We start from the raw sequence: 22,234 nt of genomic DNA, 5'->3' as shown, positions 1-22,234 counted from the left end.
TCCCGCCCCCGCGACTCGTCCCGAATGGGCGCCGATCCGGCCGCATCGGGCGCCTTCGGGACGAGTCGCGGGGGTGCCGGCGGTTTCGGCGGGTTCGGCGGGTTCGGCGTGCTCACCATGCGCGAGCGCGCCCGTGCGCTCGGCGGCTTCGCGGTGGCCGGGATGAGCGGCGGCGAGTGGCTCGTGCACGCCGAGCTGCCGGTGACGCGACTCCGGGGGCCGGGGTGACCGGCGCAGGGGCCGGCGGCATCCGGGTTCTGCTCGTCGACGATCACCCGATGATCCGCAGCGGGCTGCGCGCGATGCTCTCGACCGACCCCGCCATCACCGTCGTGGGCGAGGCCGGCGACGGCGAGCGGGCGCTCGAGACGGCGCGGCGGCTGCGCCCCGACGTGGCCCTCGTCGACGTGCGCATGCCCGTGCACGACGGCATCGAGGCCACCCGCCGAATCACCGCCGAGGGGCTGGCGGCCGTGGTGGTGCTCACCACGTTCGATCTCGACGAGTACGTGTTCGGTGCCATCCGCGCCGGTGCCGCGGGGTTCCTGCTGAAGTCGACGGATGCGCGCACGCTGGTCGACGCCGTGCGACGCGTGGCGGCCGGCGAGGGCATGCTCTCACCCGAGGTCACCCGGCGGGTGCTGGCGGCGGTGGGGGCGGGGGGCGGCGACGGCCGGGCGGGCGGCCGCGACGTTCAGGCCGGGGGCGGCGACGTTCGGGCCGGCGACGCGCAGACGGACGACGCGAACGCCTTCACCGCGCTCACCCCGCGTGAGCGCGACGTGCTCGGCTGCCTCGCCGAGGGCCTCAGCAACCAGGGCATCGCCGACCGTCTCGTCATCACCGAGATGACCGCCAAGACCCATGTCAGCCGCGTGCTGCTCAAGCTCGGCTGCACCTCGCGCCTGCAGGCGGCCGTCGCCGCGCGCGACGCCGGCTTCGCCCCCTGAACCGCCCCGCCCGCTCCTTCGCCGAGTTGCGCCGAAGTGCCCTCTCCCGCCCCGGGAAGGGGCGATTTGGCGCAATTCGGCGGTCAGGCCTGCCCGAGCTCGCGGGCGCGGGCCAGGGCCGCGTCGGTGGCGCGGGTGAACAGACCGGGTAGGTCGGCCTCCTGAAGCACGGCGACGGCCCGCTCGGTGGTGCCCTTGGGGCTCGTCACCTGGATACGCAGGTCGGTCGGGGTCTTCCCCGAGGCCACCAGCAGCTCCGCCGCGCCCGCGAACGTGCCGTTCACGAGCTCCGCGGCCTGAGCCTCGGTGAACCCCTTCTGCACAGCCGCAGCTGTGAGCGCTTCTATCAACAGAAAGACGTACGCCGGCCCCGAGCCCGAGATGGTGCTGAGAGCATCGAGCTGGCTCTCCGGAACCTCCACCACCGTGCCCACGGTCTCGAACAGGCGGCGCACCAGCGCGAGGTCGTCCTGGCTCGATCGGGTTCCCGCCGAGATGCCGGTGACGGCACGCCCCACGACGGCGGGCGTGTTCGGCATCGACCGCACCACCGCCACCGTCGAAGGAAGGATGCTCTCGAATGTCTGCACGGTCACTCCGGCCGCCACACTCACGACCACGGCGCCCGGCTCGAGCGCATCCGCGATTTCGGCCAGCAGCCCGGGCACCATCGCGGGCTTCACCGCCACCAGAACGACGGATGCACCGGCGACGGCGCGCCGGTTCGCTTCGGGGTCGCTCTCGGTCGCGAACGCGGTCACGCCCGGGGTCTCCGCCAGCTCGGCCGCCTTGGCCGCGCTGCGATTCGTCACGCGGATGCCCCCGCTCACCTCAACCGTGGGCGACAGCAGCCCGCTCAGGATGGCGCGGCCCATCGACCCCGCCCCGAGCAGGGCGATCGAGGGAAGGGAGGTGGTCTCTGCGGTGGTCACCGGTCCATCCTAGGATTGGCGACGATCCCCCACGCCGACGTGCTTCCCCGGAAGCGCGCGGGCAGAAAGCGAGAACGACGTGAGCGCATCCGGCGGCACCAGGGCAATCATCGCGGCACTGCTGGCGAACGTGGGCATCGCGATCGCGAAGTTCATCGCGTTCCTGCTCTCGGGCTCGTCGTCGATGCTGGCCGAGAGCGTGCACTCGCTCGCCGACTCGGGCAACCAGTTGCTGCTGCTCCTCGGCGGCCGCAAGGCGAAGAAGAAGGCCGACCGCGAGCATCCGTTCGGCTACGGGCGGGAGCGCTACGTCTACGCCTTCGTGGTGTCGATCATCCTGTTCTCGGTGGGCGGCGTGTTCGCCATCTACGAGGGCATCGAGAAGATCTCGCACCCCGAGGAGATCTCGAACCCGATCATCCCGCTCGCCGTACTGGTGGTGGCCATCGGGCTCGAGGGGTTCTCGCTGCGCACGGCCATCAAAGAGAGCAACCACACCCGCGGAAAGCAGAGCTGGGTTCAGTTCGTGCGGCGGGCCAAGGCGCCCGAGCTCCCCGTCGTGCTGCTGGAAGACACGGCGGCGCTCACCGGTCTCGCCTTCGCCCTGGTGGGCGTCGGCCTCTCGGTCGTCACGGGCAACGGGGTGTGGGACGGTGTCGGCACCCTGTTCATCGGGGTGCTGCTCGTGCTCGTCGCGCTGGTTCTGGGCATCGAGACGAAGAGCCTGCTCGTGGGTGAGGGGGCCACCGACGCCGACCATGATCGCATCGTCGAGGCCATCGAGTCGACGCCCAAGGTCGATCGCCTCATCCACATCAAGACGCTCTACCTCGGCCCCGACGAGCTGCTGGTCGGAGCGAAGATCGCGCTCGCGCCCGACTCCGAGCTGCGCGACGTCGCCGACACCATCGATCAGGTCGAAGCCCGCGTGCGCGAAGCGGCACCCATCGCACGGGTGATCTACATCGAGCCCGATGTGTACGTGCCGCCGGTGGATGTCGAGGCGAACACGTCGGCCATCATCATCAAGAGCGCCGACTGAGCCCGTGAACGTCACGCCAGGCGACATCGACCGGCACACCGGCGTGCTGGCCGTGGCGCTCGCGCACGCGTGCGGCACACCGAGCCTCTTGGCGCCCCGGCAGCCGGCAGGCGTGCGCGGAGACTCCGCGTCGGGGTGGCGCGACGCGCCGCGCGAGAGACCGCCGGGCGCATGAGCGACGACGGCATGCGGGACGACGACGACACGGCGGGCGGCGCACAGCTGCCGGACGGCGGTGCCCGGCAACCGGAGGGCGGCGCGCAGCTGCCGGACGGCGGCGCGCAGCGGCCGGACGGGGCGGCGAGACGGCGCGACGGGGGCGCCCGGCGGCGGGCGGCCGTCATCCAGCACCAGCCGTCGGTGCGGCTCGGCAACTTCGCGCCGGTGCTCGCCGAGCACGGCTACGAGGTCGAGATCGTCGACGCCTCGGCGCCCGTGGAACAGTTCCGGGCTGAGCTCGCGCGGGCGTCGTCGGCCGACCTCGTGATCGTGCTCGGGTCGACGGCGGGGGTCTACGAGCGCGACCGGCTCGGGTTCATCGACCCGGAGCTCGACTTCCTCCGGGCGCGGCTCGACGATGAGCAGCCGGTGCTGGGCGTGTGCTTCGGAGCCCAGGCGATCGCTGCTGCTCTCGGCTCCTCGGTGCATCCGGGCCCGTCGGTCGAGGTGGGGTATCGGGCGGTCACGCCGACGGCGGCCGGAGCGACCTCGCCGGTGCGGCACGTGGCCGGCGTGAAGATGGCCGAGTGGCACGGCGACACCTTCGATCTGCCCCCGGGCGTCACCCTGCTGGCATCGTCCGCAGAGTATGCCAACGAGGCGTTCGGTGCGGGCGAGTGGTTGCTGGCGGTGCAGTTCCACCCCGAGCTCACCGCCGAGATGCACGAGGAGTGGCTCGTCGGAGACGATGCCTCCGTGCGGGCCGCCGGCTACGACCCCGAATCGCTGCGAGACGAACGTGCCGAGCACTCCGACGCCATGCAGAACGCTGCCGCTCTGATGCTCGCCGAGTACCTCACGAACCTCCCCCGCCCCACCGACTGACCCATCAGGCCCGACCAAGCGATCACGGCCGGATGCGCGGCTCCCGGAAGAACGTCGTCAGCAGGTCGGAGCACGCCTCCGCCTCGATCCCCGCCACCACCTCCACGGTGTGGTTCAGCCGCCGGTCGCGCAGCACGTCGTACACCGATCCGACCGCTCCGGCCTTCTCGTCCCACGCGCCGAACACCACCCGCGGCACCCGAGCCGACAGGATCGCGCCCGCGCACATGACGCACGGTTCGAGCGTGACCACCAGCGTCGCATCCGTCAGATGCCAGTCGCCCCGGGCCGCAGCCGCCTGCCGGAGCGCCAACACCTCGGCGTGGGCGGTGGGGTCGTGCGTCGCCTCGCGTTCATTGCGGCCGACGCCGATCACCCGGCCCGCCGCGTCGAGCACGACGGCTCCCACGGGAACGTCACCGGTCTGCAGGGCCGACCGCGCCTCGTCGAGGGCCAGTCGCATCCACTCGGCGAGCGTCTCTGCAGACGGGAGCGCCGACGGGTTCCCGACCATCCGCTCACCACCCCTCAGCTACCGGTACTGCCGGCAGAGGTACTGCCAGTAGATTGGCCTCATGCGAGTTCACGTTGCCGATCACCCGCTCATCACCCACAAACTCACCGTGCTGCGGGATCGTACGACCCCCTCGCCCACGTTCCGTGCCCTGGCCGAGGAGCTCGTGACGCTCCTAGCCTACGAGGCCACCCGCAACGTCAGCGTCGTGCCGATCACCATCCAGACCCCGGTCGCCGAGGCGCAGGGCCTCGCGCTCAGCGAGCCGCGGCCGCTCGTGGTGCCCATCCTGCGCGCCGGGCTCGGCATGCTCGAGGGCATGGTGAAGCTCGTGCCGTCGGCCGAGGTCGGCTTCCTCGGCATGGTGCGCAACGAGGAGACCCTCGAGCCCACCACCTACGCCGAGCGCCTGCCCGACGACCTCTCCGACCGTCAGTGCTTCGTGCTCGACCCCATGCTGGCCACGGGCGGGTCGCTCTCGGCGGCCATCGAGTTCCTGTTCGCCCGCGGTGCTCAGGATGTCACCGCCATCTGCCTGCTGGGCGCTCCCGAGGGTGTCGCCGCTCTCGAGAAGGCCACCGAGGGCCGCGACGTCACCCTCGTGCTGGGCGCGCTCGACGAGCGGCTCGACGAGCGCGGCTACATCGTGCCCGGTCTCGGTGACGCCGGAGACCGCCTGTACGGCACCGTCTAGCCGACGCCCCGTCGGGGGTCGCCGCGCCGCCGCACCGCCTCGATCGATTCTCGGCCGAAGCGGGGCGCTCTACGCCGTGCTGTGCGCGACGATCGCAGAAGTCCGCGGGCCGGACGGCGACGGCGGGCCGGACGTCAGGCGGGCCCGACGGCCTCGGCGGGGGCCGGGGCGTCGTCCCCCGACTCGATCCGCCGACGCCGCAGGTCGAACAGACCGATCACCAGCGCTATCGCGAGCAGCCCCAGCGCCACCAGGAACCCGTTGCGGAAGCCGTCGTGGTACAGCATCACGTCGTCGGCGCTGGCCGGGCCCTCCCGGAACAGCGTCGCGAAGAAGATCGACGACGCCCCCGCCACGCCCATCGCCGTTCCCACGCGCTGCCCCACCTGTGCCATCGATCCGGCCACCCCGCCCTCGGTCACCGGGATCTCGGCCAGCGTCAACGTCTGGTTCGGCGAGATCACGAATCCGCCACCCGCCCCCGCCACGGCCATGGCGGCGGCCATCAGCCAGATCGACCAGTCCGACGGCGGCAGCACGGCCCCCAGCAGCACCAGCACGAACCCCACCAGGGCCACCACCACGCCGATCACCACGAGCTTGCGCCCCACGCGCATCACGAGGCGCCCGCCGATCAGCGAGGCGATCGCCGAGGTGAGCGCGAACGGGATGCTCACCATGCCCGCGAACACGGGCTCGAACCCCAGCCCCTCCTGCAGGTACAGCGTCGTCAGCAGGAAGATCGCGGGCACCCCGGCGAACCACGCGGTGGCCAGCAGCAGCCCGTTGCGGTACGAGCTGATCCGGAACAGCGCGAACCGGATGGCGGGCGACTTGCCGCGCGCCTCGTAGCGCCGCTCCCACACCACGAACAGCACCACCGACACCACGGTGGCGAGCAACCACAGCCAGCGCAGCGGGCTGTCATCCGGAGACCCCGTCGTGAGCACGAACGGCAGCATGAAGCTGAACACGGATGCGCCGAGCAGCACGATGCCCACCAGGTCGAGATTGCGGGCCCCCGGGTCGCGCACCTGCGACTTCGGTATCAGCTTCAGCGCGAACAGCAGCAGGATGACGCCGAGCGGCACGTTCATCCAGAACAGCAGGCGCCACCCGTCGGTGGGCCCGCCGACCGCGATCAGCAGGCCGCCGAGGGTGGGGCCGAAGGCCGTGGCCACACCGATCGTGGCACCGAAGAGCCCGAAGGCGCGGCCACGCTCCTCGCCCTGGAAGAGCTGCTGCACGAGCCCCAGCACCTGGGGCATCTGGATGCCCGCGGCGATGCCCTGCACGATCCGCGCCGCCACGAGCGTGTTGATGTCGGGCGCGACGGCGCAGAGGGCGCTCGCGACCGTGAACGCACTCAGGCCGACGACGAACATCACCTTGCGCGAATACAGGTCGCCGAGGCGCCCCGCCGGCACGAGCGCGAGGCCGAATGCGAGCGCGTACCCGGCCACGATGATCTGCAGCTCGGTCGATCCCGCGCCGAGCGACTCTTCGATCGAGGGCAGTCCCACGTTCACCTTGGACAGGTCGAGGATGGTGAGGGCCGCCACGGCCACGCACACGGCGAACGCCTGCCATCGTGCGCGGCCGGCCACCGGGGAGCTCGTCGAAGTCGCGGTCATGGGCCGAATCTATACCGGCATCGACGTGCTGCCATCGGTCTCGGCCGACACCTGTCGTCGGCGACCACGGTGTCTCGGCACGTGAACGAGGCGAACGGATGCTTGACATCCGCCACCCGCATCCGGTTAGCTTGGCGACATGACTGACAATGCGTTCGCCCCGACCTCCTTTGAGGCCCCCGGGAACGCCGCCATGATGGCCGGCGGCGTCGTCATGTGCTGTCGAATGTGTCGCTGACGAGTTTCTTCTCGCTCGAGCACCGACCCCCGCGTATCTGATCGCGGAGCAGGTCGTGTTCCCCGGCATCCGGATCGTCTCCGGAGCCGTCTCAGGGTCCCCACCCGGATCCTCTTGGAATGACACATTTCCGGCCCGTCGACCACGGGCCGCTCCCGCTAGGACACCCATCATGTCGATCGCCCACCTCGATTCCCGCACCCCCTCGACCGTCACCGCCCTCCGCCCCGCCGCCGCTCCGGCCGAGGCGGCCCCCCGCATCCGGGCCGTTCCGGATGGCACCGAAGCCCGCGGCTTCGTGCTCTACGTCGGCATCGACGAGGACAAGGCCGCCGCCGATGGCACCGACCTCGGCCGCATCGTGGAGCAGCTGAAGGCGCTGGCCGCGCAGATCGCTCCCTCGTCGGAGACCTACGCCGCCGTGGCGCTCGCCCCCCGCGGCGCCGGCGGCCGCGACGTGGAGGTCGTGCGGCTCGCCCTGCAGGACCCGGCCGCCCTCGCCAAGCACCGCCAGGCGCCCGACGAGCAGGACCGCGCCCGCGACGGCGTGGTCGTCGACCTCTCGCGCAAGCGTGTGCTGCTCGACAACCAGGCCGCGAACCTCACCTACAAGGAGTTCGAGCTGCTGCAGTACCTCGTGCTGCGCGAGGGCCGCACCATCGAGCGGGCCGAGCTCATCTCGGCGCTCTGGTCGGCCGGTGACGAAGAGGTGCCCAACGAGCGCACCATCGACGTGCACGTGCGTCGACTGCGCTCGAAGCTCGGCGACTACGAGGACATCGTGCGCACCGTGCGCGGAGTCGGCTACCGCTTCGACCGCCACGCCGACGTGTCGGTGCGGCACACGAGCACGCCTTCGCCTGATCTGTTTTGATTGCCGGGAGCGCTGCGCGCTCCCGGGTGCGCCGCCGCCTCTGCGGCGCACTACGCGAATAGTCGGCGGCGGCCCGCGTTCTTGCCGCTGTCGACGCTGAACGCGACGTACACGCCGCCGCGTTCAGCCGATAGACGGCCGGTACCGGCGGCCCTGCGGGCGCCTTTCTGCCGAGACCTTCGGGGAGAAGGGTGCGTGGGAATGCGGCACCCCCGCGACTCGTCGCGAATCGGGGGGCGGCACGGTGTGTCGCGCGGATTCGGGACGAGTGGCGGGGGCGCGGGGGCGGCGGCGCGGCGCGGGGTGGGTCAGTCGGCGTCGAGGTCTGTCTCGAGCAGGGCGGCGAGTTCGGTGAGGGCCGCGTCGGCGCCATCGCCCTCGGCTGCGAGCGTGATGGTGTCGCCGTTGGCGGCTCCCAGGCTCATGATCGAGAGGATGCTCGACGCGTCCATCGGGGTGCTGCCGTCTTTCGAGATGGTCACCTTCACGGGCTGACGCTTCACGGCCTCGATGAAGAGCGAGGCGGGGCGCGCGTGCAGCCCGACGCGGCTGGCGATGACGGCGGTTCGTTCGGTCATGGTTGGTGCCTTTCAGTAGGAGGGGAGGGGTCAGCGGGCGGGCACGGGGGTGCGGCCGGGAGCCGGGGTGCCCGCGGAGGGCCGAGCGACGGCAGCGGCATCCGGAACCGAGGCGCCGGCAGCCGTGACGGTGTCGCTCGCGACCGGGCGGCGGCGCACGAAGCGCTTGAGCAGCACCACCAGAGCGGCCGAGACCACCATGCCCGCGAGGATCGCCACGATGAACATGCCCACGTTGCCGATGGCGAAGAACACGAAGATGCCGCCGTGGGGCGCTTGCGAGGTGACACCGGTGCCCATCACGATGGCTCCGGTGAGCGCACTGCCCACGATGCCGGCGGGGATGACGCGCAGCGGGTCGGCGGCCGCGAACGGGATGGCGCCCTCGGAGATGAACGCCGCTCCGAGGAACCATGCGGCCTTGCCGTTCTCGCGCTCGGCCGCGCTGAAGAGCTTGCGGTCGAGCAGGGTCGCGAGGGCGAGCGCCAGCGGGGGAACCATGCCGGCGGCCATCACCGCGGCCATGATCTGCCAGGGAGCCTGGTTGGTGGCGCTGCCGGCGGCGAGTCCGGCCACGGCGAAGGCGTAGGCCACCTTGTTGATGGGGCCGCCGAGGTCGACGGCCATCATGGTGCCCAGGATGATGCCGAGCAGCACGGCCGAGGCGCCGGTGAGCGAGGAGAGCCAGTCGTTCAGGCCGGTCATCAGCAGGGCGATCGGGCCGCCGAGCACGAGCAGCATGAGCCCCGAGGCGAAGATGGAGCCGAACAGCGGGATGATGACCACGGGCATCAGGCCCCGGATGACGCGCGGCACCCGCAGCCGGCCGATGGCCCAGGCGATGAAGCCCGCGAGCAGACCACCCACGAGACCGCCGAGGAACCCGGCGTTCATCACCAGCGCGACCGCACCGGCCGTGAAGCCCACCGCGATGCCCGGCCGGTCGGCGATGGCGTAGGCGATGTACCCGGCGAGCGCAGGCACGAGGAAGCCCATCGACGCCGCGCCGATCACGAACGAGACCGCGCCGAGGTAGGTGGCCAGGCCGCCCTCCGGCAGGTTCCAGAGGGTGTTGTTGAGCACGATGTCGGTGGCGTTGCCGTTGATCTGGTAACCCGCCAGCAGGAAGCCGAGGGCGATCAGCAGACCACCGCCCGCCACGAACGGGATCATGTAGCTCACGCCGGTGAGCAGGTAGCGCTTGAGCTTCTGGCCGATGTGCTCGCCGGGGCCGTCGGTGGCGGTCTCCACGGCCTGGCCCGATCCGGCCACCCGGCGGGCGTTCGGGTCGGTCGCAGCGGCGAGCGCCTCGGCCACCATGGCGTCTGGCTCGTCGATGCCGCGCTTCACGGGGGCCTGGATGACGGGAAGGCCGGCGAAGCGACCCTTGTCGCGCACGTCGACGTCGACCGCGAACACCACGGCCTGCGCGCGGGCGATCAGCGCGGGGTCGAGCGGAGTGGCTCCCGAGGAGCCCTGGGTCTCGACGTGCAGCTCGACGCCGGCGCGCTCCCCCGCGGCCACCAGGGAGTCGGCGGCCATGTAGGTGTGGGCGATCCCCGTGGGGCAGGCCGTGACGGCCACGATCACCGGGCGGTCGGCGTTCGCGCCGGCAGCGCCAGCAGCGCCAGCGGCGGGCTTGGCGTGTGCTCCGGATGCGGGGGCCGGGGCAGCCTCGGCCGCAGCGCTCGTCGAGGTGGCGGGCTTCGCATCCGGTGCCGGCGCGAGCGCCCCGTCGACGAGCGCCACGATGTCGGCCGGGGTGGCCGCCTCACGGAGCGCGGCGACGAACTCGGGCTTGATCAGCGAGCGGGCGAGCGTGGAGAGGAGCTTGAGGTGCTCCTGGTCGGCGCCGTCGGGGGCGGCGATGAAGAAGACGAGGTCGGCCGGGCCGTCGGCCGAGCCGAAGTCGACGCCGGGGGTCGGGCGGGCCATGGCGAGCGTGGGCTCGAGCACGGCCGTCGAGCGGCAGTGCGGGATGGCGAGGCCGCCGGGGATGCCGGTGTCGGTCTTGCTCTCGCGCTCCCAGGCGTCGGCGAAGAGGGCGTCGACGTCGGTGGCACGGCCCGCGGCCACGACGAGTTCGGCGAGGCGGCGGATGACCGGGCCGCGGTCGCGGCCGAGATCCTGGTCGAGGACGACCAGCTCGGGGGTGATGAGGGCGGACATGGGGACTCCTTCGAGGCGGACACCGCGGCGATGCGGCGTCGGGGGTTTCGGGATGGGGGGTTTCGGGATGGGGGTGGGGTGGGGGTGGGGTGGTGCGTTCGGGAGGGCGGGGCGGTGGTCGCGGCGTGGTGGCCGCTCAGCCGCTGGCCACCCGGGGGTGGTGCGTGACCGCGATGGCCGATGCGGGCGCGAGATCGGGGGTCGGCACCGTCGATCCGGGGAGCATGGCCGCCGCCGCCCCGTGTGCCACGGCCTGGGCGAGGCGTCCGGCGCCGTCGTGTCCCGCGGTGGCGGCGAGCAGGTAGCCCGCCAGGGAGCAGTCGCCCGCTCCCACGGTGCTGCGGGCGACGATCGTGGGGGCGGCCGCGGTGAACACGTCTGCCCGCGACACCAGCGCGGCACCGTGGGCGCCGAGCGTCACGAGCACCGAACCGAGCTCGGGTGAGAGCACGGCATCGGCGAGGGTGACGATGAGCGGATCGGTGGCGGAGAGGCCGTCGGGGTCGTCGACCTGCTCCAGCGGGCCCATCCCGAGGTCGCGGGTGAGGGCCAGGAGTTCTTCGGCGTTCGGCTTGATCACGTCGACGGCCACCCCGCTGCCCACGAGTGCCGCGAGCGGAGCGCCCGAGGTGTCGACCGCGATCGAGGGGCCGGCCGATGCCGGGGCGGCGCCGGCCCGCACGGCGCGCACGATGCGGGCGTAGAGGTCGACCGGAACACCGGGCGGCAGCGAGCCGGCGAGCACCAGCCACGATGCGGTGCGAGACCGTTCGACGATCAGCGCGATGAGCGCATCCGTCGCCGCCGCATCGAGCGGGGCGCCCGGCTCGTTGAGCTTGGTGGTGGTGCCGTCGGGCTCCGTGATGGTGGTGTTCGACCGCACGGGGCCGGGCACCGCCACGGCGGCGGTTCGGATGCCGTCGGCTTCGAGAGCGGTGAGCATGGGGTCGCCGGGGGCGGCGGGCAGGATGGCGAGGGTGTCGACGCCCGCGGCGTGCAGGGCCCGCGACACGTTCACGCCCTTGCCGCCCGGCTGCTGAGTCGAACGCCCGGCCGCCTGCACCTGGCCGCGGAGGAGTCGCGTCGCGAGCTCGATGGTGCGGTCGAACGAGGGGTTGAGGGTGACGGTGACGATCACGCGACCACCACCTCCACGCCGTGCGCGTCGAGGGCGGCGCTGAGCGTTCCCACCGGGTCGGCGTCGGTCACCAGGGTGTCGAGCTCGCGGAGCTCCGCGAAACGGTGCAGCGTCTCGTCGCCCAGCTTCGACGAGTCGACGAGCGCCACCACGCGGCGGGCGCTGCGCACCATGGCCGACTTGACCGACGCCTCGTGCTCCTCGGGGGTGCTCAGCCCGAACTCGGCGCTCAGACCGTTGGCGCCGATGAAGGCGATGTCGGGCCGGAGGTGGGCCAGCTGATCGATGGCCGGGCTGCCGACCGCGGCGCTCGTGACCCCGCGCACCCGACCGCCGAGCAGGTGCAGCTCGAGCGCGTCGTTGTGGTGGAGCAGGGCCGCGATGGGCACGGAGTTCGTGATGACGGTGAGCTGCGTGCCGGGCGTGGCCGGCCGCCAGTGGGCGAGGAGTTCGGCGACGGCCGCCGTGGTGGTGCCGGAGTCGAGCAGGATCGAGCCGCTGAAGTCGTTGCGCAGCAGGGTGAGGGCGGCCGTGGCGATGGCGTGCTTGGCCTCGCGGGCCCGATCGGCGCGGTCGGCGACGGTCGACTCGGCGAGGCTGGTCTTGCCGCGGGCCACCGCGCCACCGTGCACGCGACGGAGCAGACCTTGGCGCTCGAGGGTGTCGAGATCGCGACGCACCGTCTCGGGGGTGACGTCGAGCGACTGGGCGAGATCGGCCACCGTCACGCGGCCGGCACCGGAGAGCAGCACGCTGATGCGTTCGTGGCGTTCGATGGCGTACATGTCGGCGTTGACTCCCGGTCTGCTTCTGCGCAAATCTTTGTTTCGGTGACTCTATGTCTGTTTGAGCCCGAAAAGCAAACATTTCCGTCGATCCCCTGCCCGTCCGACGGTTGTCGACTGTGGAAGACTCGCCGAATGAAGAGCCCCGCGCGCCTCGTCGTCGCATCCGTTCTGCTCGCCGTCGCCGTGCTCGGCCTCGTCATGGCCGCGAGCCAGATCGGCATGACGTACTACCTGCCGCCGGATGACACCGGCTTCGCGAGCAAGCACGTCGCGGTGTTCGCCCCGGCGGTCGTGGGCACCGTGATCGCAGCCCTCGCGGCCCTCTCGCTGCTGGTTCACCTCGTGGTCGTGGCGCAGCGGGCGGTGCCGCGGGGTCGGTGGATCGCGGCGGGCGTCATCACGATCGTCGCCGCCGTGGTGCCGGTCGCGATCTCGCTGGCCGACCGGCCGACGTTCTAGCCATGACCCCCGAATGGGGTGCACAGTGAACTCCCAGGAAAATAACGATTCGATAACTAGCGCCTCGTTACCGGACCGTTATATATTCATGGAGCGGAAGTTGTTTGCTGTGGCAGCTCCCGCGGAATGTGATTGCAGGACACTCTTGGTGCAAGGGAGAGGGCCCGTCGTTAGCCTCTACGACGGGCCCTCAATCATTTAACGAGCACTGCTCAGCGAACGCGGGGAGTCGTGGAAGAATAGGCTCTCAAGCATCGCCGCCGGAGAGGATCTGCATGGCCGCGGAAGTATCGCCGGTGGCGGCGTGGGAGTCGCTCTTCAGGGCGCAGGTGACCGTGATGCGGCAGCTGGCGGCCGAGTTCCCCTCGAACATCGTGTCACTCAACGAGTACGACGTGATGTTCAATCTGTTCATCGTGCCGCAGAAGACGCTGCGCATCCGGGATCTCGGCGAGAAGGTGCTGCTCACCCAACCGAGCATCAGCCGCCTGGTCGACCGGCTCGTCGCCCGCGGCATCATCGAGAAGACCGACGACCCCACCGACGGCCGGGGCACCCTCGTGCGGCTCACGGATGCCGGTGTCACCGTGTACCGTCAAGCGGCCGTCGTGCATGCCGACTCGATCACCGCACACATGTCAGGGCACCTCTCCCCCGACGAGCTGGCCGAGTTGGCGCGGCTGTGCGACAAACTGCGGGCCGGAGTGTCCGGGCGCTGAGTCCGGCGGCCCCGACTCTCGCCGCTGTCGTCGGCTCGGGGTTGACTGGGGTGGTGAACGAATCCACTACCGTCGTCTGGTTCCGAGACGATCTGCGCCTGGCCGACAATCCGGCGTTGCACGAAGCCGTGCTGCGCGGCGACCCGATCGTGTGCCTGTACGTGCTCGACGACGAGTCGCCGGGCATCAGGCCACTCGGCGCCGCCTCGCGCTGGTGGCTGAACGAGTCGCTGGTCGCGCTCGGGGAGTCGCTGCGGGCGGTCGGGCTCGAGCTCACGCTGCGTCGCGGTCCGGCCGCCGAGGTGGTGACCGAGCTGGCGCACGAGGTGGGTGCGACCGCCGTGTTCTGGAACCGGCGGTACGGCGAGGTGGAGCGCGCCATCGACTCGGGCATCAAGTCGGCCTTGCGCGACGAGGGCGTCGTGGCCGACAGCTTCCAGGGCAGTGTGCTCGCCGAACCGTGGACCGTGCTCACCGGTTCGGGCGGCTGGTACAAGGTGTTCACCCCCTTCTACCGGGCGGTGCTGGCGAAACCGGCGCCGCGACATCCGTTGCCCGCGCCCACGCCCGACGACGGCCTGCACCACCGCCGTGTCGCGTCGGACGAGCTGGCGTCGTGGGGGTTGCTGCCCACCGCACCCGACTGGGCCGGCGGTCTGCGCGAACGGTGGCGGCCCGGTGAGGCCGGGGCGCGCGAACGACTGGAGCTCTTCCTCGACGAGCGGGTGGGGCACTACGTCTCGGAGCACGACCTGCCGGCCGAGGAGGGCACGTCGATGCTGTCGCCGCACCTGCGCTGGGGCGAACTCAGCCCGTTCCAGATGTGGCAGGCGGTCGACGCGCACCGGGCGCGGGCTCCGAAAGACGCGGAGGGCGCATCGGCTGTGCTGAGGCAGCTCGTATGGCGGGAGTTCGGTTACCACCTGCTGTACCACCTGCCCTCGATCACCACCGAGAACATGCGCTCGGAGTTCGACCGGTTTCCGTGGGCGTCGCCGAGCGATGTGGAGCTCGAGCGGTGGCAGCAGGGCCGCACCGGCATCCCGCTGGTCGACGCCGGCATGCGCGAGCTGTGGGTGACCGGCGCCATGCACAACCGGGTGCGGATGGTGGTGGCGTCGTTCCTGGTGAAGAACCTGCGGGTCGACTGGCGGGTGGGCGAGGCCTGGTTCTGGGACACGTTGGTCGACGCGGATGCCGCGGCGAACGCCCTGAACTGGCAATGGGTGGCGGGGTCGGGCCCCGACGCGGCACCCTACTTCCGGGTGTTCAACCCCGAGCTGCAGGCATCGAAGTTCGACCCGAACGGGGCGTACATCGCGCGCTATGTGGCCGAGATCGGCACGGAGGCGTATCCGCCACCCATGGTCGACCTCAAGGAGTCCCGCCGCGCGGCCCTCGACGCGTACGCGACCATCCGCGCCTGAGCCGCCCGCCCGCTGGTTCGGGTAGCGCGACGTGCGGCTCAGGGGGCCCGGGAGGGTGCTTTTGCGCTACCCGGGGATGGGGGGCGGCGTCAGTACCCCGCGAACGCGTCGCGGTGGATGCGGCGGGCCCCCGCTTGGCGCAGCTGCGCCGAGACGTGGTCGACGTAGGCCGGAGGGCCCGAGACGTAGGCGCGCCGCGATGAGACGTCGGGCAGGTGGGCCGCGAGCGTGTCGGCGGTGAGCCGATCGGGGCCGAGGTACGTCCACCCCGAGGGCAGCACGGGAGGTTCGGCCGGCGCGATCACCAGCACGCGGATGCCCGTGGCCGCCAGGTCGTCGGCGTAGGCGAGCTCGTCGGGGCCCGACACCGAGTAGATCAGGGTGACGTCACCGATCCGGCCGGCGCGGGAGCGCTCCGCGAGCTGGCTGACGAAGGGGGTGACCCCGATGCCGCCCGCTGCGAGCACGAGGGGCACCGCGACATCCGTCGGCAGCACGAAGTCGCCGCCCACCCAGGTGGCCCGCACCTGGGTACCGGGTTCGAGCGTGGCGAGCGCGCGCTTGAACGAGCTCGACGGCTGCGAGAGCTTGATGCCGAGTGAGATCGGTTCGAGGCCGCCGACCGAGCCCGACGACGAAGCGGTGGCAGGAGGCGGAGTCGTGATGCTGAACATACGACGCGTTCCCCGGGCATCGACGCCCTTGTGCGGCAGCGACAGCTCGAGGTACTGCCCCGCCCGGAACGCGACGGGCGTCACAGGCTCGAAGTCGAACGCCGCCGAGGTGGGTGTGAGGTCGCGAATGCCGCGGAAACGCAACCGGATGCCCCGCCTCTGGCCGAAAGCGAAGGCCACGATGTTGCCGATGACGAGCGCGATCTCGGGCGTGGAGTACACCGTGCCGATGGTGAACGGGATCGAGAACGGCACCGCCACGACCACGGCCACCAGCAGCTGCTGCCAACGACGCGGCGGCAGGGTGAGGGGCTCGCTCAGCATGTAGCCCGCGAGGAAGACGATCGGGAACGATCCGAACGCCAGCGTGAGTGCGTCGGGGAAGGCGGTGCCCGTGAGCATGATGCGCCCCACCGTGATGGCGCCGGCGGCCACCACGAAGGTGAGCCCGAGCGCGAGCTTGCGGGTGCGCCACAGCACGAGGAACGCCGCCACCGCCACGAACGGCAGCAGCACCGGCGTCGCCACCCACCATGCCGACGGGTACAGCCCGGTGATGCTCATCACCACGGCCGCTGCGGCCACCGGGTTGAGGATGTGCCGCCCCCGGAAGGCGAGCACGAACTTCGACGCGGATGCGACGAGCCCCGTGAGTGCCAGCAACCACAGGCTCGCCGGGTCGGCGGTGGGCATGAAGACGAAGAAGATGATGAGACCGCTGATCACCGCCGACGGCAGGTGCGCACGGGTGCGGAAGAGCCGGGCGAGCAGCCAGCTCGACACCGCCGTGGAGACGATGGCCACAGCCACGCTGAGCAGGATCTGCGGCGGGGTGTAGAACACCTGGCCGAGCGCGCTCGCGACGATGGTGACCACCACGAGGGCGGCGAGCGTCAGCACCACGAGGTTGTACATGGTGATGCGCCCGATGAGGGTGTCCAGACGTGATTTCAACGGAAGATCTCCCCGGGGAAGTCGCGCGAGCGCTCGGCGCGCCCGTCGGCGTACATGCGTACATAGCTGAAGTGGAATGTCTTCGCGAGCTGGTGGGCGCCCGTGAAGAAGAGTGCGGTGGCGAGCCCGTCGGCGAGGGCCGTGGTGCGGGCCACCACCCAGGTGGCCACGACCTCGCGGGCCGGGTTGCCGGTGCGGCCGTCGACGATGTGGTGCAGTCCGTCGCCCCAGGCGCGGCGGTTGCTCGCCGAGGCGCAGAGTGCGGCGCCGGCGATCTCGGCCACGCCGATGGCCTTCGTCGGGTCGAGCGGATGCTCCAGGCCGACCCGTATCGGCGTCGAGCCCGCGTGCACCAGGTCTCCGCTGGCGTCGACCACGAACTCGGTGAGACCGTGCGACCGGAGCACCTCGGCGACCAGATCGACGAGGTAGCCCTTGCCGGCGGCCCCCACGTCGAGCACGGTGCCCTGGGGCGCGGTGACGGTGATGCCGCCGCTGTCGCTGTCACTGCCGCTCACGGGAGTCCGGATGACCGACGGCCAGGCCGCGCGGTGCGGGGCAACCGGGGCGCCGCCATCCGTCGACCAGCCGTCGTGAGGCCCGCCCGAAGGGGAGCCTGTGAGCGGGGAGCCCGCGGCCGGACGCAGTGAGTAGGCCGCGTCGTAGCCGAGGAGCTCGAGATCGCGACCGACAAGCGGGTCGACCGCTCCGCCGGTGGCGTCGAACAGCTGATCGTAGAGGGTGAACAGCGGCTCGGCGTCGGGCGGGAGCCCGACGGAACCGGCGCCGAGCGCGAGCGCCGTGACGAGCGAGTCGGGCCGGAAGCGCGAGTACGCGGCGTCGAACGCCTCGATCCGTTCGAGCACGGCCGCCCGCACCGACGCATCGAGCGGCGCGGGCGTCTCGATCTGCCAGTGCGTGCCGATGGCTTCGAAGTCGAAGCTCACCGGCGGGGCGGCCGTGTCGGCGGTCATGGCGTGGTGGCTCAGGCGGCTTCGGACTTGATGGTCTCGACGGCCTCGTTGAAGCCGCCGCTGGTGAGGCTCGAGCCGGCAACGCGGGAGACCTCGATCTCGTCGATCTTCTTGCCCACGACCACCTCGGAGATGCCGTCGGCGAACTGGGTCTGGTAGTTGACCGAGTTCGGGTTGGTGGCCTCGGGCGTCACGGTGACGGCCGTGATGACGTCGCCCGCGAGGGTGATCGAGACGTCGATCTCCTCCTGGCCGTTCGGCGAGGTGTAGCTGCCGGTGGCCTCGTAGGTGCCGTCTTTGTAGGTGCCGGCGCTCGCGGCGGCCCCGGTCGACGACTCCGCGGTGGGGGCGCTCGTGGCGGCGGGGGTCGCGGCCGCGGTGGCGGGCGCTTCTGACTCGGCCGTGGCATCCGTGGCGCATCCGGCGAGGGCCACCGAGATGGAGAGTCCGGTCATCCCGGCGAGCGCGATCTTCTTCTGTCGAGTGTTCATCGTGTCCCTGTCGTTCGTGGTCGGCGGATTCGACGGTATTCAGCGAAGCTGGCAGGTTGCTATGGCTCGTCTATGCGTCAGACCTGAGACCCTTATGGGCAGAGACCTTGACGCCAGCCGAGGGCATCCGTCGGCCTCATCTGGGGACAACGGAGGGTGTGCGAAAAACGTTCAATCCCGTTTCTGGCGACGCAGGCGCCGCAGGGTGCTGATGGTGCGCTGCTCAGGCAGGCTCCAGCCGAAGCGCACGGCCAGCAGGCGGATGAGAGTGGTGACGATCACACACCCCACCCCGGCCATCGTGATGTCCGAACCCGACTGGATCGCGGCGACCAGGAAGACGGCACCCGCCCCGGCCGCCACCGCGTAGAGCGAGCCCACGTGCATCACGCCGATCGGCAGTCCGAGCAGGATGTCGCGCAGCATCCCCCCGCCCACCGCCGCCACGATGCCCACGAACACCGCAGGCACCACGGGCAGGCCGAACGACAGGGCCTTGCTCGTGCCGATGGCGCAGAACAGCCCGAGGCTCACGGCGTCGAGCACGGTGACGAGCACGTTCAGGCGGGTGAACACGCGCTCCAGCAGCATGCCGAGCAGGGCGGCCACGATGGCGACGGGGATGAACCAGTTGCTCTCGAGGGCCGCGGGAACCCGGTTGAGCAGGACGTCGCGGATGAGACCGCCGCCGAAGCCGGCCACCACCCCGATCAGCCCCACCCCGAGCAGGTCGAGCCGCCGGTCTTTGAACTGGGCGGCGAAGGAGGCGCCCTGCACGCTGCCGAGACCCGTAGCCGCGAGGTCGAGCCAGAAGGGCGTGACGAACTGCTCAGCGACCATGCAGCATTCCTACCATGAGCGCCCACCACCGCCGTTGCGTCGCGGAAACACATGCTCAAGGCCGCGTGAGCACGACTTTTCGCGACCTAACGGGGTGGTGGGGTGAGGGCAGGGGGGCGGGGGTGCGTCAGCGGAAGGCCAGGATCTGGGGGCCCCAGGCCTGGCGGATCTCGGCGTCGGGATCGTGGTCGATGCGGTCGTCGCGGTCGATCACGAGGGTGCTGCGGGCGTCGGCGTCGTAGGGCGGCCAGGGGACGAGGGGCGCGGGCTCCGCGGCCGCATCCGGCGAGCCCGTGCGGGCGAAGGCCAGCCAGCGTGCCTGCATGCGGGCCGAGACCCGCAGCGCTTCGGCGCGGCCCCCGAGCCCGAACACGAGGTCGCGGCCGCGCGGCGCGAACGAGCCGAACACGTAGGCCAGCTCGGACGCGTGCGTGGCGCCGATGCCCGTGACCCGCAGCAGCGGGGTGGCGTGGTCGAAGCGGTACATCCAGGTGGGGGCGTACCGGCTGTGCGCCTCGGCCAACCAGATGCTCGGCATACGGAAGCCGGCGTCGCGCGACACCTCCTCGGGTGTGCGGCGGCGCGGATAGCTCGGGTAGGCGCTCGTGATGCGCGAGCCCGCCTCGTCGGAGCCCGGGTTGTCGGCCGCGATCTCGGCGAACATCCGCTCCACCTTCTCGGGGGTGATGGGCATCAGCGGCGAGCGCATGAGCTTGAAGAACGACGACTCGTCGCGGTTGGTGCCGATGATGAGCGGGATGCGCGGGGCCCGCCCTTCCCGGAACGCCGTGAGCGGAGCCTCGGGGATCACCTCGCCGTCGACCACCGGCGCCATCGCGAGTGTTCCGGGCACGGCCGTCGACACCTCGTGCACGAGCTCCTCGCCCGCGTCGACGAGGTCGAACGGGTCGAGCTCGCGCAGCCGGTGGGCGTCGGCGCGATCGATGCCCACGATGTCGAGGAATCGCTCGGCCACCGCGGCGGCCCGTTCGGGGCCGTAGATCGACGTGACGGGCGCACTCTGCGCGATGGCCCGGTGGAAGAGGCCGGCCGCCAGGGGCGAGGTCATCAGCGCGATGACGGATGCGCCTCCCGCCGACTCCCCGAACAGGGTCACGTTGCCGGGGTCTCCGCCGAACGCGGTGATGTTCTCGCGCACCCAGCGGAGCCCCGCGATCTGGTCGCGGAGCCCCACGTTCGCGTCGAAGCCGTGCGAGAAGCTGCGGCCGTAGGCCGACCCGGGTGCCGCCGCCCCGGAGCCCGGCCCCGGTGACAGGCTCGAGAAGTCGACGAAACCGAGCACCCCGAGCCGGTAGTTCACCGTCACCACCACCACGTCGCCCGCGGCGGCGAGCGCGGTGGCGTCGTAGAAGCGCTGCGCCGTGGAGCCGGCGAAGTACCCGCCGCCGTGGATCCACACCATCACGGGTTTCGGCGGCGCTTGCACGCCACCCGTCTCGCGCGGCGCCCAGACGTTGAGGGTGAGGCAGTCCTCCGAGATGCCGACGGCGGTGTCGACCTCCATCGACTTCAGCACGTGCTGGGGCGCCATCGGCCCGAAGCCGGTCGCGTCGCGCAGCTCGTGCCAGCGCGGTGCCGGCAGCGGGCGGCGGAACCGCTGCTCGCCCACCGGCGGTGCAGCGAACGGGATGCCCTTCCAGCTCAGGGTGTCACCGCTGCGGCTGCCGCGAACGGCTCCCGCCGTGGTGTGCCGGATGAGCGAAGCCTGGCCCGCGCGCGTCATACCCGAATGCTACTCACGCCCCTGCGAGCTCCTCGACCCGGCATCGGCAGGGGCAGGCCCCGCGACCCCGCCCTCGGAGCCCGCACCCTCGTCGCGGCCGGCATCCGTCGCCAGCGCCCGGCTCGCGGCGATGGCCGCCCGCCCCGACGGCAGCGCGATCGCGACCACCACCACGAGAACCGTCACGATGCCGGCCACCACGAGCAGCAGCTGCACGCTGATGACGTCGGCCAGCGGCCCGAACACCGTCATGCCAATGGGCGTGGCCAGCGCCATCACGATGCCCACGTAGCTGAACACCCGCCCGTGCTTGTCGGGATCGACCGTCTCCTGCACCAACGTCATGAACGGAGCCGAGAACAGCGGAACCAGCAGCCCGAAGCCGAACATGAACCCGTAGAACACCCACAGGTTCGGGCTCAGCCCGAGCGCGGTGGTGAACACGGCGAACCCGAAGGTCGAGAACAGGATGAGCCCCATGCGGCTGAACCGCGCCAGCACCGTCGACACCAGCACGCCGCCGATCACCATGCCGATGCTGAAGGCGAGTTCGAGCACCGTCACCATCCAGACCTCGGTGCCGAAGGTGCGCGCCACCATGAGCGGCGTGATGAACGACGGGGCCACGGTGAGCAGGAAGATGATGGCGAACACCACCAGCAGCCACCGCACCACCCGATGCCGCCAGATGTACTGCAGGCCCTCGACCAGGTCGTGGCGGAAGGTGGTGTTCTTCGCGGCGATGGACGCCAGCGTGGGCACCGTGACGAACGCGAGCACCCCCACTCCGATGGCGGCCGTCACCACGTCGATGAAGAACACCGGCACGATGCCGAACACGCCGAACACCGCACCGGCCGCGGCGGGAGCCAGCAGCGCCATCGCCGACTGGATGGTCTGGAAGATGCCGTTCACCCGCATCAGCTGATCGGCCGGGGCGAGCTGCGGGATCATCGCCTGCACCGCCGGCGTCTGCACCCCGGCGCCGAGCGATCGCGCGGCGACCGCGAGCAGGATGATCCACAGGTCGGTGACCCCGTTGAGCATCAGCAGCGCCAGCCCGAGAGTCACCACCGCGATGCTGCTGTCGGCGATCATCACGAGCACCTTGCGGTTCACCCGGTCGGCGATCACGCCGCCGAAGATCGACACCACGCCCTGCGGCAGGAACGCCGCGACGGCGTAGAGCGCCACCGCGAGCCCCGACCTGGTCTCGAACGTGACGTACCACATCACCGCGTACTGCACGATCATCGAGCCGAACAGCGACACCGTCTGCCCGCCGAGGAACAGGCCGGCATTGCGCTTCCAGTGCGCGGGAACCTCGTCGACGACCTGATCGGTGGTCATGCGGCAC

The 22,234-nt window shown here is 71.2% G+C and carries 22 protein-coding genes and 1 pseudogene; 10 read left to right on the top strand and 13 right to left on the bottom strand.

Annotated features, from left to right (window positions below; translation table 11 throughout):
* Together ACEXOR_RS01320 and ACEXOR_RS01315 are read left to right on the top strand one after the other, a co-directional pair.
* A pseudogene (locus ACEXOR_RS01320) lies at positions 1–228 on the top strand (hypothetical protein); the annotation flags it as partial.
* Between the two features lie 50 nt (positions 229–278).
* Entirely contained in the window at positions 279–950 is a 672-nt protein-coding gene (locus ACEXOR_RS01315; protein WP_374847567.1) for a response regulator, read from the top strand.
* A gap of 83 nt (positions 951–1,033) precedes the next feature.
* Here the strand turns inward: ACEXOR_RS01315 and proC are convergent, their stop codons facing one another.
* Positions 1,034–1,882 (bottom strand): pyrroline-5-carboxylate reductase, encoded by an 849-nt coding sequence (gene proC, locus ACEXOR_RS01310; RefSeq protein WP_374847562.1) that lies wholly within the window; start codon positions 1,880–1,882, stop codon positions 1,034–1,036.
* A gap of 79 nt (positions 1,883–1,961) precedes the next feature.
* On the opposite strand from proC, the gene ACEXOR_RS01305 reads away from it, so the two are divergent.
* Genes ACEXOR_RS01305 through ACEXOR_RS01295 form a run of 3 tightly spaced genes read left to right on the top strand, consistent with a single transcriptional unit; the run spans position 1,962 to position 3,968 of the window.
* Positions 1,962–2,924, top strand: coding sequence for a cation diffusion facilitator family transporter (locus ACEXOR_RS01305; protein ID WP_374847561.1), 963 nt, complete (start codon positions 1,962–1,964; stop codon positions 2,922–2,924).
* A 4-nt stretch (positions 2,925–2,928) separates the two neighbouring features.
* On the top strand, positions 2,929–3,099 hold the full coding sequence (locus tag ACEXOR_RS01300) for a hypothetical protein (protein ID WP_374847560.1): 171 nt from the start codon (positions 2,929–2,931) through the stop codon (positions 3,097–3,099).
* Positions 3,096–3,968 carry a glutamine amidotransferase-related protein gene (locus ACEXOR_RS01295; protein ID WP_374847559.1) on the top strand — a complete coding sequence of 291 codons (873 nt, stop codon included), beginning with the start codon at positions 3,096–3,098 and terminating at the stop codon, positions 3,966–3,968. The genes ACEXOR_RS01300 and ACEXOR_RS01295 overlap by 4 nt, the downstream gene beginning before the upstream one ends.
* Before the next feature lie 22 nt (positions 3,969–3,990).
* Here the strand turns inward: ACEXOR_RS01295 and tadA are convergent, their stop codons facing one another.
* Positions 3,991–4,482 (bottom strand): tRNA adenosine(34) deaminase TadA, encoded by a 492-nt coding sequence (gene tadA, locus ACEXOR_RS01290; protein ID WP_374847558.1) that lies wholly within the window; start codon positions 4,480–4,482, stop codon positions 3,991–3,993.
* A 61-nt stretch (positions 4,483–4,543) separates the two neighbouring features.
* On the opposite strand from tadA, the gene upp reads away from it, so the two are divergent.
* The gene (upp, locus tag ACEXOR_RS01285; protein WP_374847556.1) at positions 4,544–5,176 is read left to right on the top strand and encodes a uracil phosphoribosyltransferase; all 633 of its coding nucleotides are present in this window, start codon (positions 4,544–4,546) and stop codon (positions 5,174–5,176) included.
* 134 nt (positions 5,177–5,310) lie between these two features.
* Here the strand turns inward: upp and ACEXOR_RS01280 are convergent, their stop codons facing one another.
* Positions 5,311–6,810: an MFS transporter gene (locus tag ACEXOR_RS01280; RefSeq protein WP_374847555.1), complete on the bottom strand. Its 1,500-nt coding sequence runs from the start codon at positions 6,808–6,810 to the stop codon at positions 5,311–5,313.
* A gap of 410 nt (positions 6,811–7,220) precedes the next feature.
* Between ACEXOR_RS01280 and ACEXOR_RS01275 the strand changes: the two genes are divergently transcribed.
* Positions 7,221–7,922: a winged helix-turn-helix domain-containing protein gene (locus ACEXOR_RS01275; RefSeq protein ID WP_374847554.1), complete on the top strand. Its 702-nt coding sequence runs from the start codon at positions 7,221–7,223 to the stop codon at positions 7,920–7,922.
* Between the two features lie 308 nt (positions 7,923–8,230).
* Here the strand turns inward: ACEXOR_RS01275 and ACEXOR_RS01270 are convergent, their stop codons facing one another.
* The 4 genes from ACEXOR_RS01270 to ACEXOR_RS01255 form a co-directional block, all read right to left on the bottom strand.
* Positions 8,231–8,500, bottom strand: coding sequence for an HPr family phosphocarrier protein (locus tag ACEXOR_RS01270; protein WP_374847553.1), 270 nt, complete (start codon positions 8,498–8,500; stop codon positions 8,231–8,233).
* A gap of 30 nt (positions 8,501–8,530) precedes the next feature.
* Positions 8,531–10,669, bottom strand: a complete 2,139-nt coding sequence (locus ACEXOR_RS01265) for a PTS fructose transporter subunit IIABC (RefSeq protein ID WP_374847552.1) — start codon at positions 10,667–10,669, stop codon at positions 8,531–8,533.
* Between the two features lie 136 nt (positions 10,670–10,805).
* Entirely contained in the window at positions 10,806–11,807 is a 1,002-nt protein-coding gene (locus ACEXOR_RS01260) for a 1-phosphofructokinase family hexose kinase (RefSeq protein ID WP_374847551.1), read from the bottom strand.
* Positions 11,804–12,592 carry a DeoR/GlpR family DNA-binding transcription regulator gene (locus ACEXOR_RS01255; protein ID WP_374847550.1) on the bottom strand — a complete coding sequence of 263 codons (789 nt, stop codon included), beginning with the start codon at positions 12,590–12,592 and terminating at the stop codon, positions 11,804–11,806. Before ACEXOR_RS01255 ends, ACEXOR_RS01260 begins: the two co-directional genes overlap by 4 nt.
* A 135-nt stretch (positions 12,593–12,727) precedes the next feature.
* Between ACEXOR_RS01255 and ACEXOR_RS01250 the strand changes: the two genes are divergently transcribed.
* From ACEXOR_RS01250 to ACEXOR_RS01240, 3 genes are all read left to right on the top strand, one after another.
* Complete coding sequence (locus ACEXOR_RS01250) at positions 12,728–13,054, top strand: hypothetical protein (protein ID WP_374847549.1); 327 nt, start codon at positions 12,728–12,730, stop codon at positions 13,052–13,054.
* 275 nt (positions 13,055–13,329) lie between these two features.
* On the top strand, positions 13,330–13,773 hold the full coding sequence (locus ACEXOR_RS01245; protein ID WP_374847548.1) for a MarR family winged helix-turn-helix transcriptional regulator: 444 nt from the start codon (positions 13,330–13,332) through the stop codon (positions 13,771–13,773).
* Between the two features lie 53 nt (positions 13,774–13,826).
* Complete coding sequence (locus ACEXOR_RS01240; RefSeq protein WP_374847547.1) at positions 13,827–15,200, top strand: cryptochrome/photolyase family protein; 1,374 nt, start codon at positions 13,827–13,829, stop codon at positions 15,198–15,200.
* Positions 15,201–15,289: 89 nt separating this feature from the next.
* On the opposite strand, the gene ACEXOR_RS01235 is transcribed toward ACEXOR_RS01240, so the two are convergent.
* The 6 genes from ACEXOR_RS01235 to ACEXOR_RS01210 all read right to left on the bottom strand — a co-directional run bounded on the left by ACEXOR_RS01235 (position 15,290) and on the right by ACEXOR_RS01210 (position 22,227).
* The gene (locus tag ACEXOR_RS01235) at positions 15,290–16,828 is read right to left on the bottom strand and encodes a ferredoxin--NADP reductase (RefSeq protein ID WP_374847546.1); all 1,539 of its coding nucleotides are present in this window, start codon (positions 16,826–16,828) and stop codon (positions 15,290–15,292) included.
* Positions 16,825–17,802 carry an FAD:protein FMN transferase gene (locus ACEXOR_RS01230; protein WP_374847545.1) on the bottom strand — a complete coding sequence of 326 codons (978 nt, stop codon included), beginning with the start codon at positions 17,800–17,802 and terminating at the stop codon, positions 16,825–16,827. The genes ACEXOR_RS01235 and ACEXOR_RS01230 overlap by 4 nt, the downstream gene beginning before the upstream one ends.
* A gap of 11 nt (positions 17,803–17,813) precedes the next feature.
* Complete coding sequence (locus ACEXOR_RS01225) at positions 17,814–18,293, bottom strand: FMN-binding protein (protein WP_374847543.1); 480 nt, start codon at positions 18,291–18,293, stop codon at positions 17,814–17,816.
* Positions 18,294–18,464: 171 nt separating this feature from the next.
* Positions 18,465–19,133, bottom strand: coding sequence for a trimeric intracellular cation channel family protein (locus ACEXOR_RS01220; RefSeq protein ID WP_374847542.1), 669 nt, complete (start codon positions 19,131–19,133; stop codon positions 18,465–18,467).
* A gap of 127 nt (positions 19,134–19,260) precedes the next feature.
* On the bottom strand, positions 19,261–20,877 hold the full coding sequence (locus tag ACEXOR_RS01215; protein WP_374847541.1) for a carboxylesterase/lipase family protein: 1,617 nt from the start codon (positions 20,875–20,877) through the stop codon (positions 19,261–19,263).
* A gap of 9 nt (positions 20,878–20,886) precedes the next feature.
* Complete coding sequence (locus ACEXOR_RS01210; RefSeq protein WP_374847539.1) at positions 20,887–22,227, bottom strand: MFS transporter; 1,341 nt, start codon at positions 22,225–22,227, stop codon at positions 20,887–20,889.
* Positions 22,228–22,234: the final 7 nt, after the last annotated feature.

Origin of the sequence: Herbiconiux liangxiaofengii, from assembly GCF_041927335.1 — a bacterium.
In the GTDB taxonomy this organism is placed as follows: Bacteria; Actinomycetota; Actinomycetes; order Actinomycetales; family Microbacteriaceae; genus Herbiconiux; species Herbiconiux liangxiaofengii.
The sequence above is the reverse complement of the archived record's forward strand: the minus strand, read 5'-3'. Positions and strand labels throughout refer to the sequence as shown.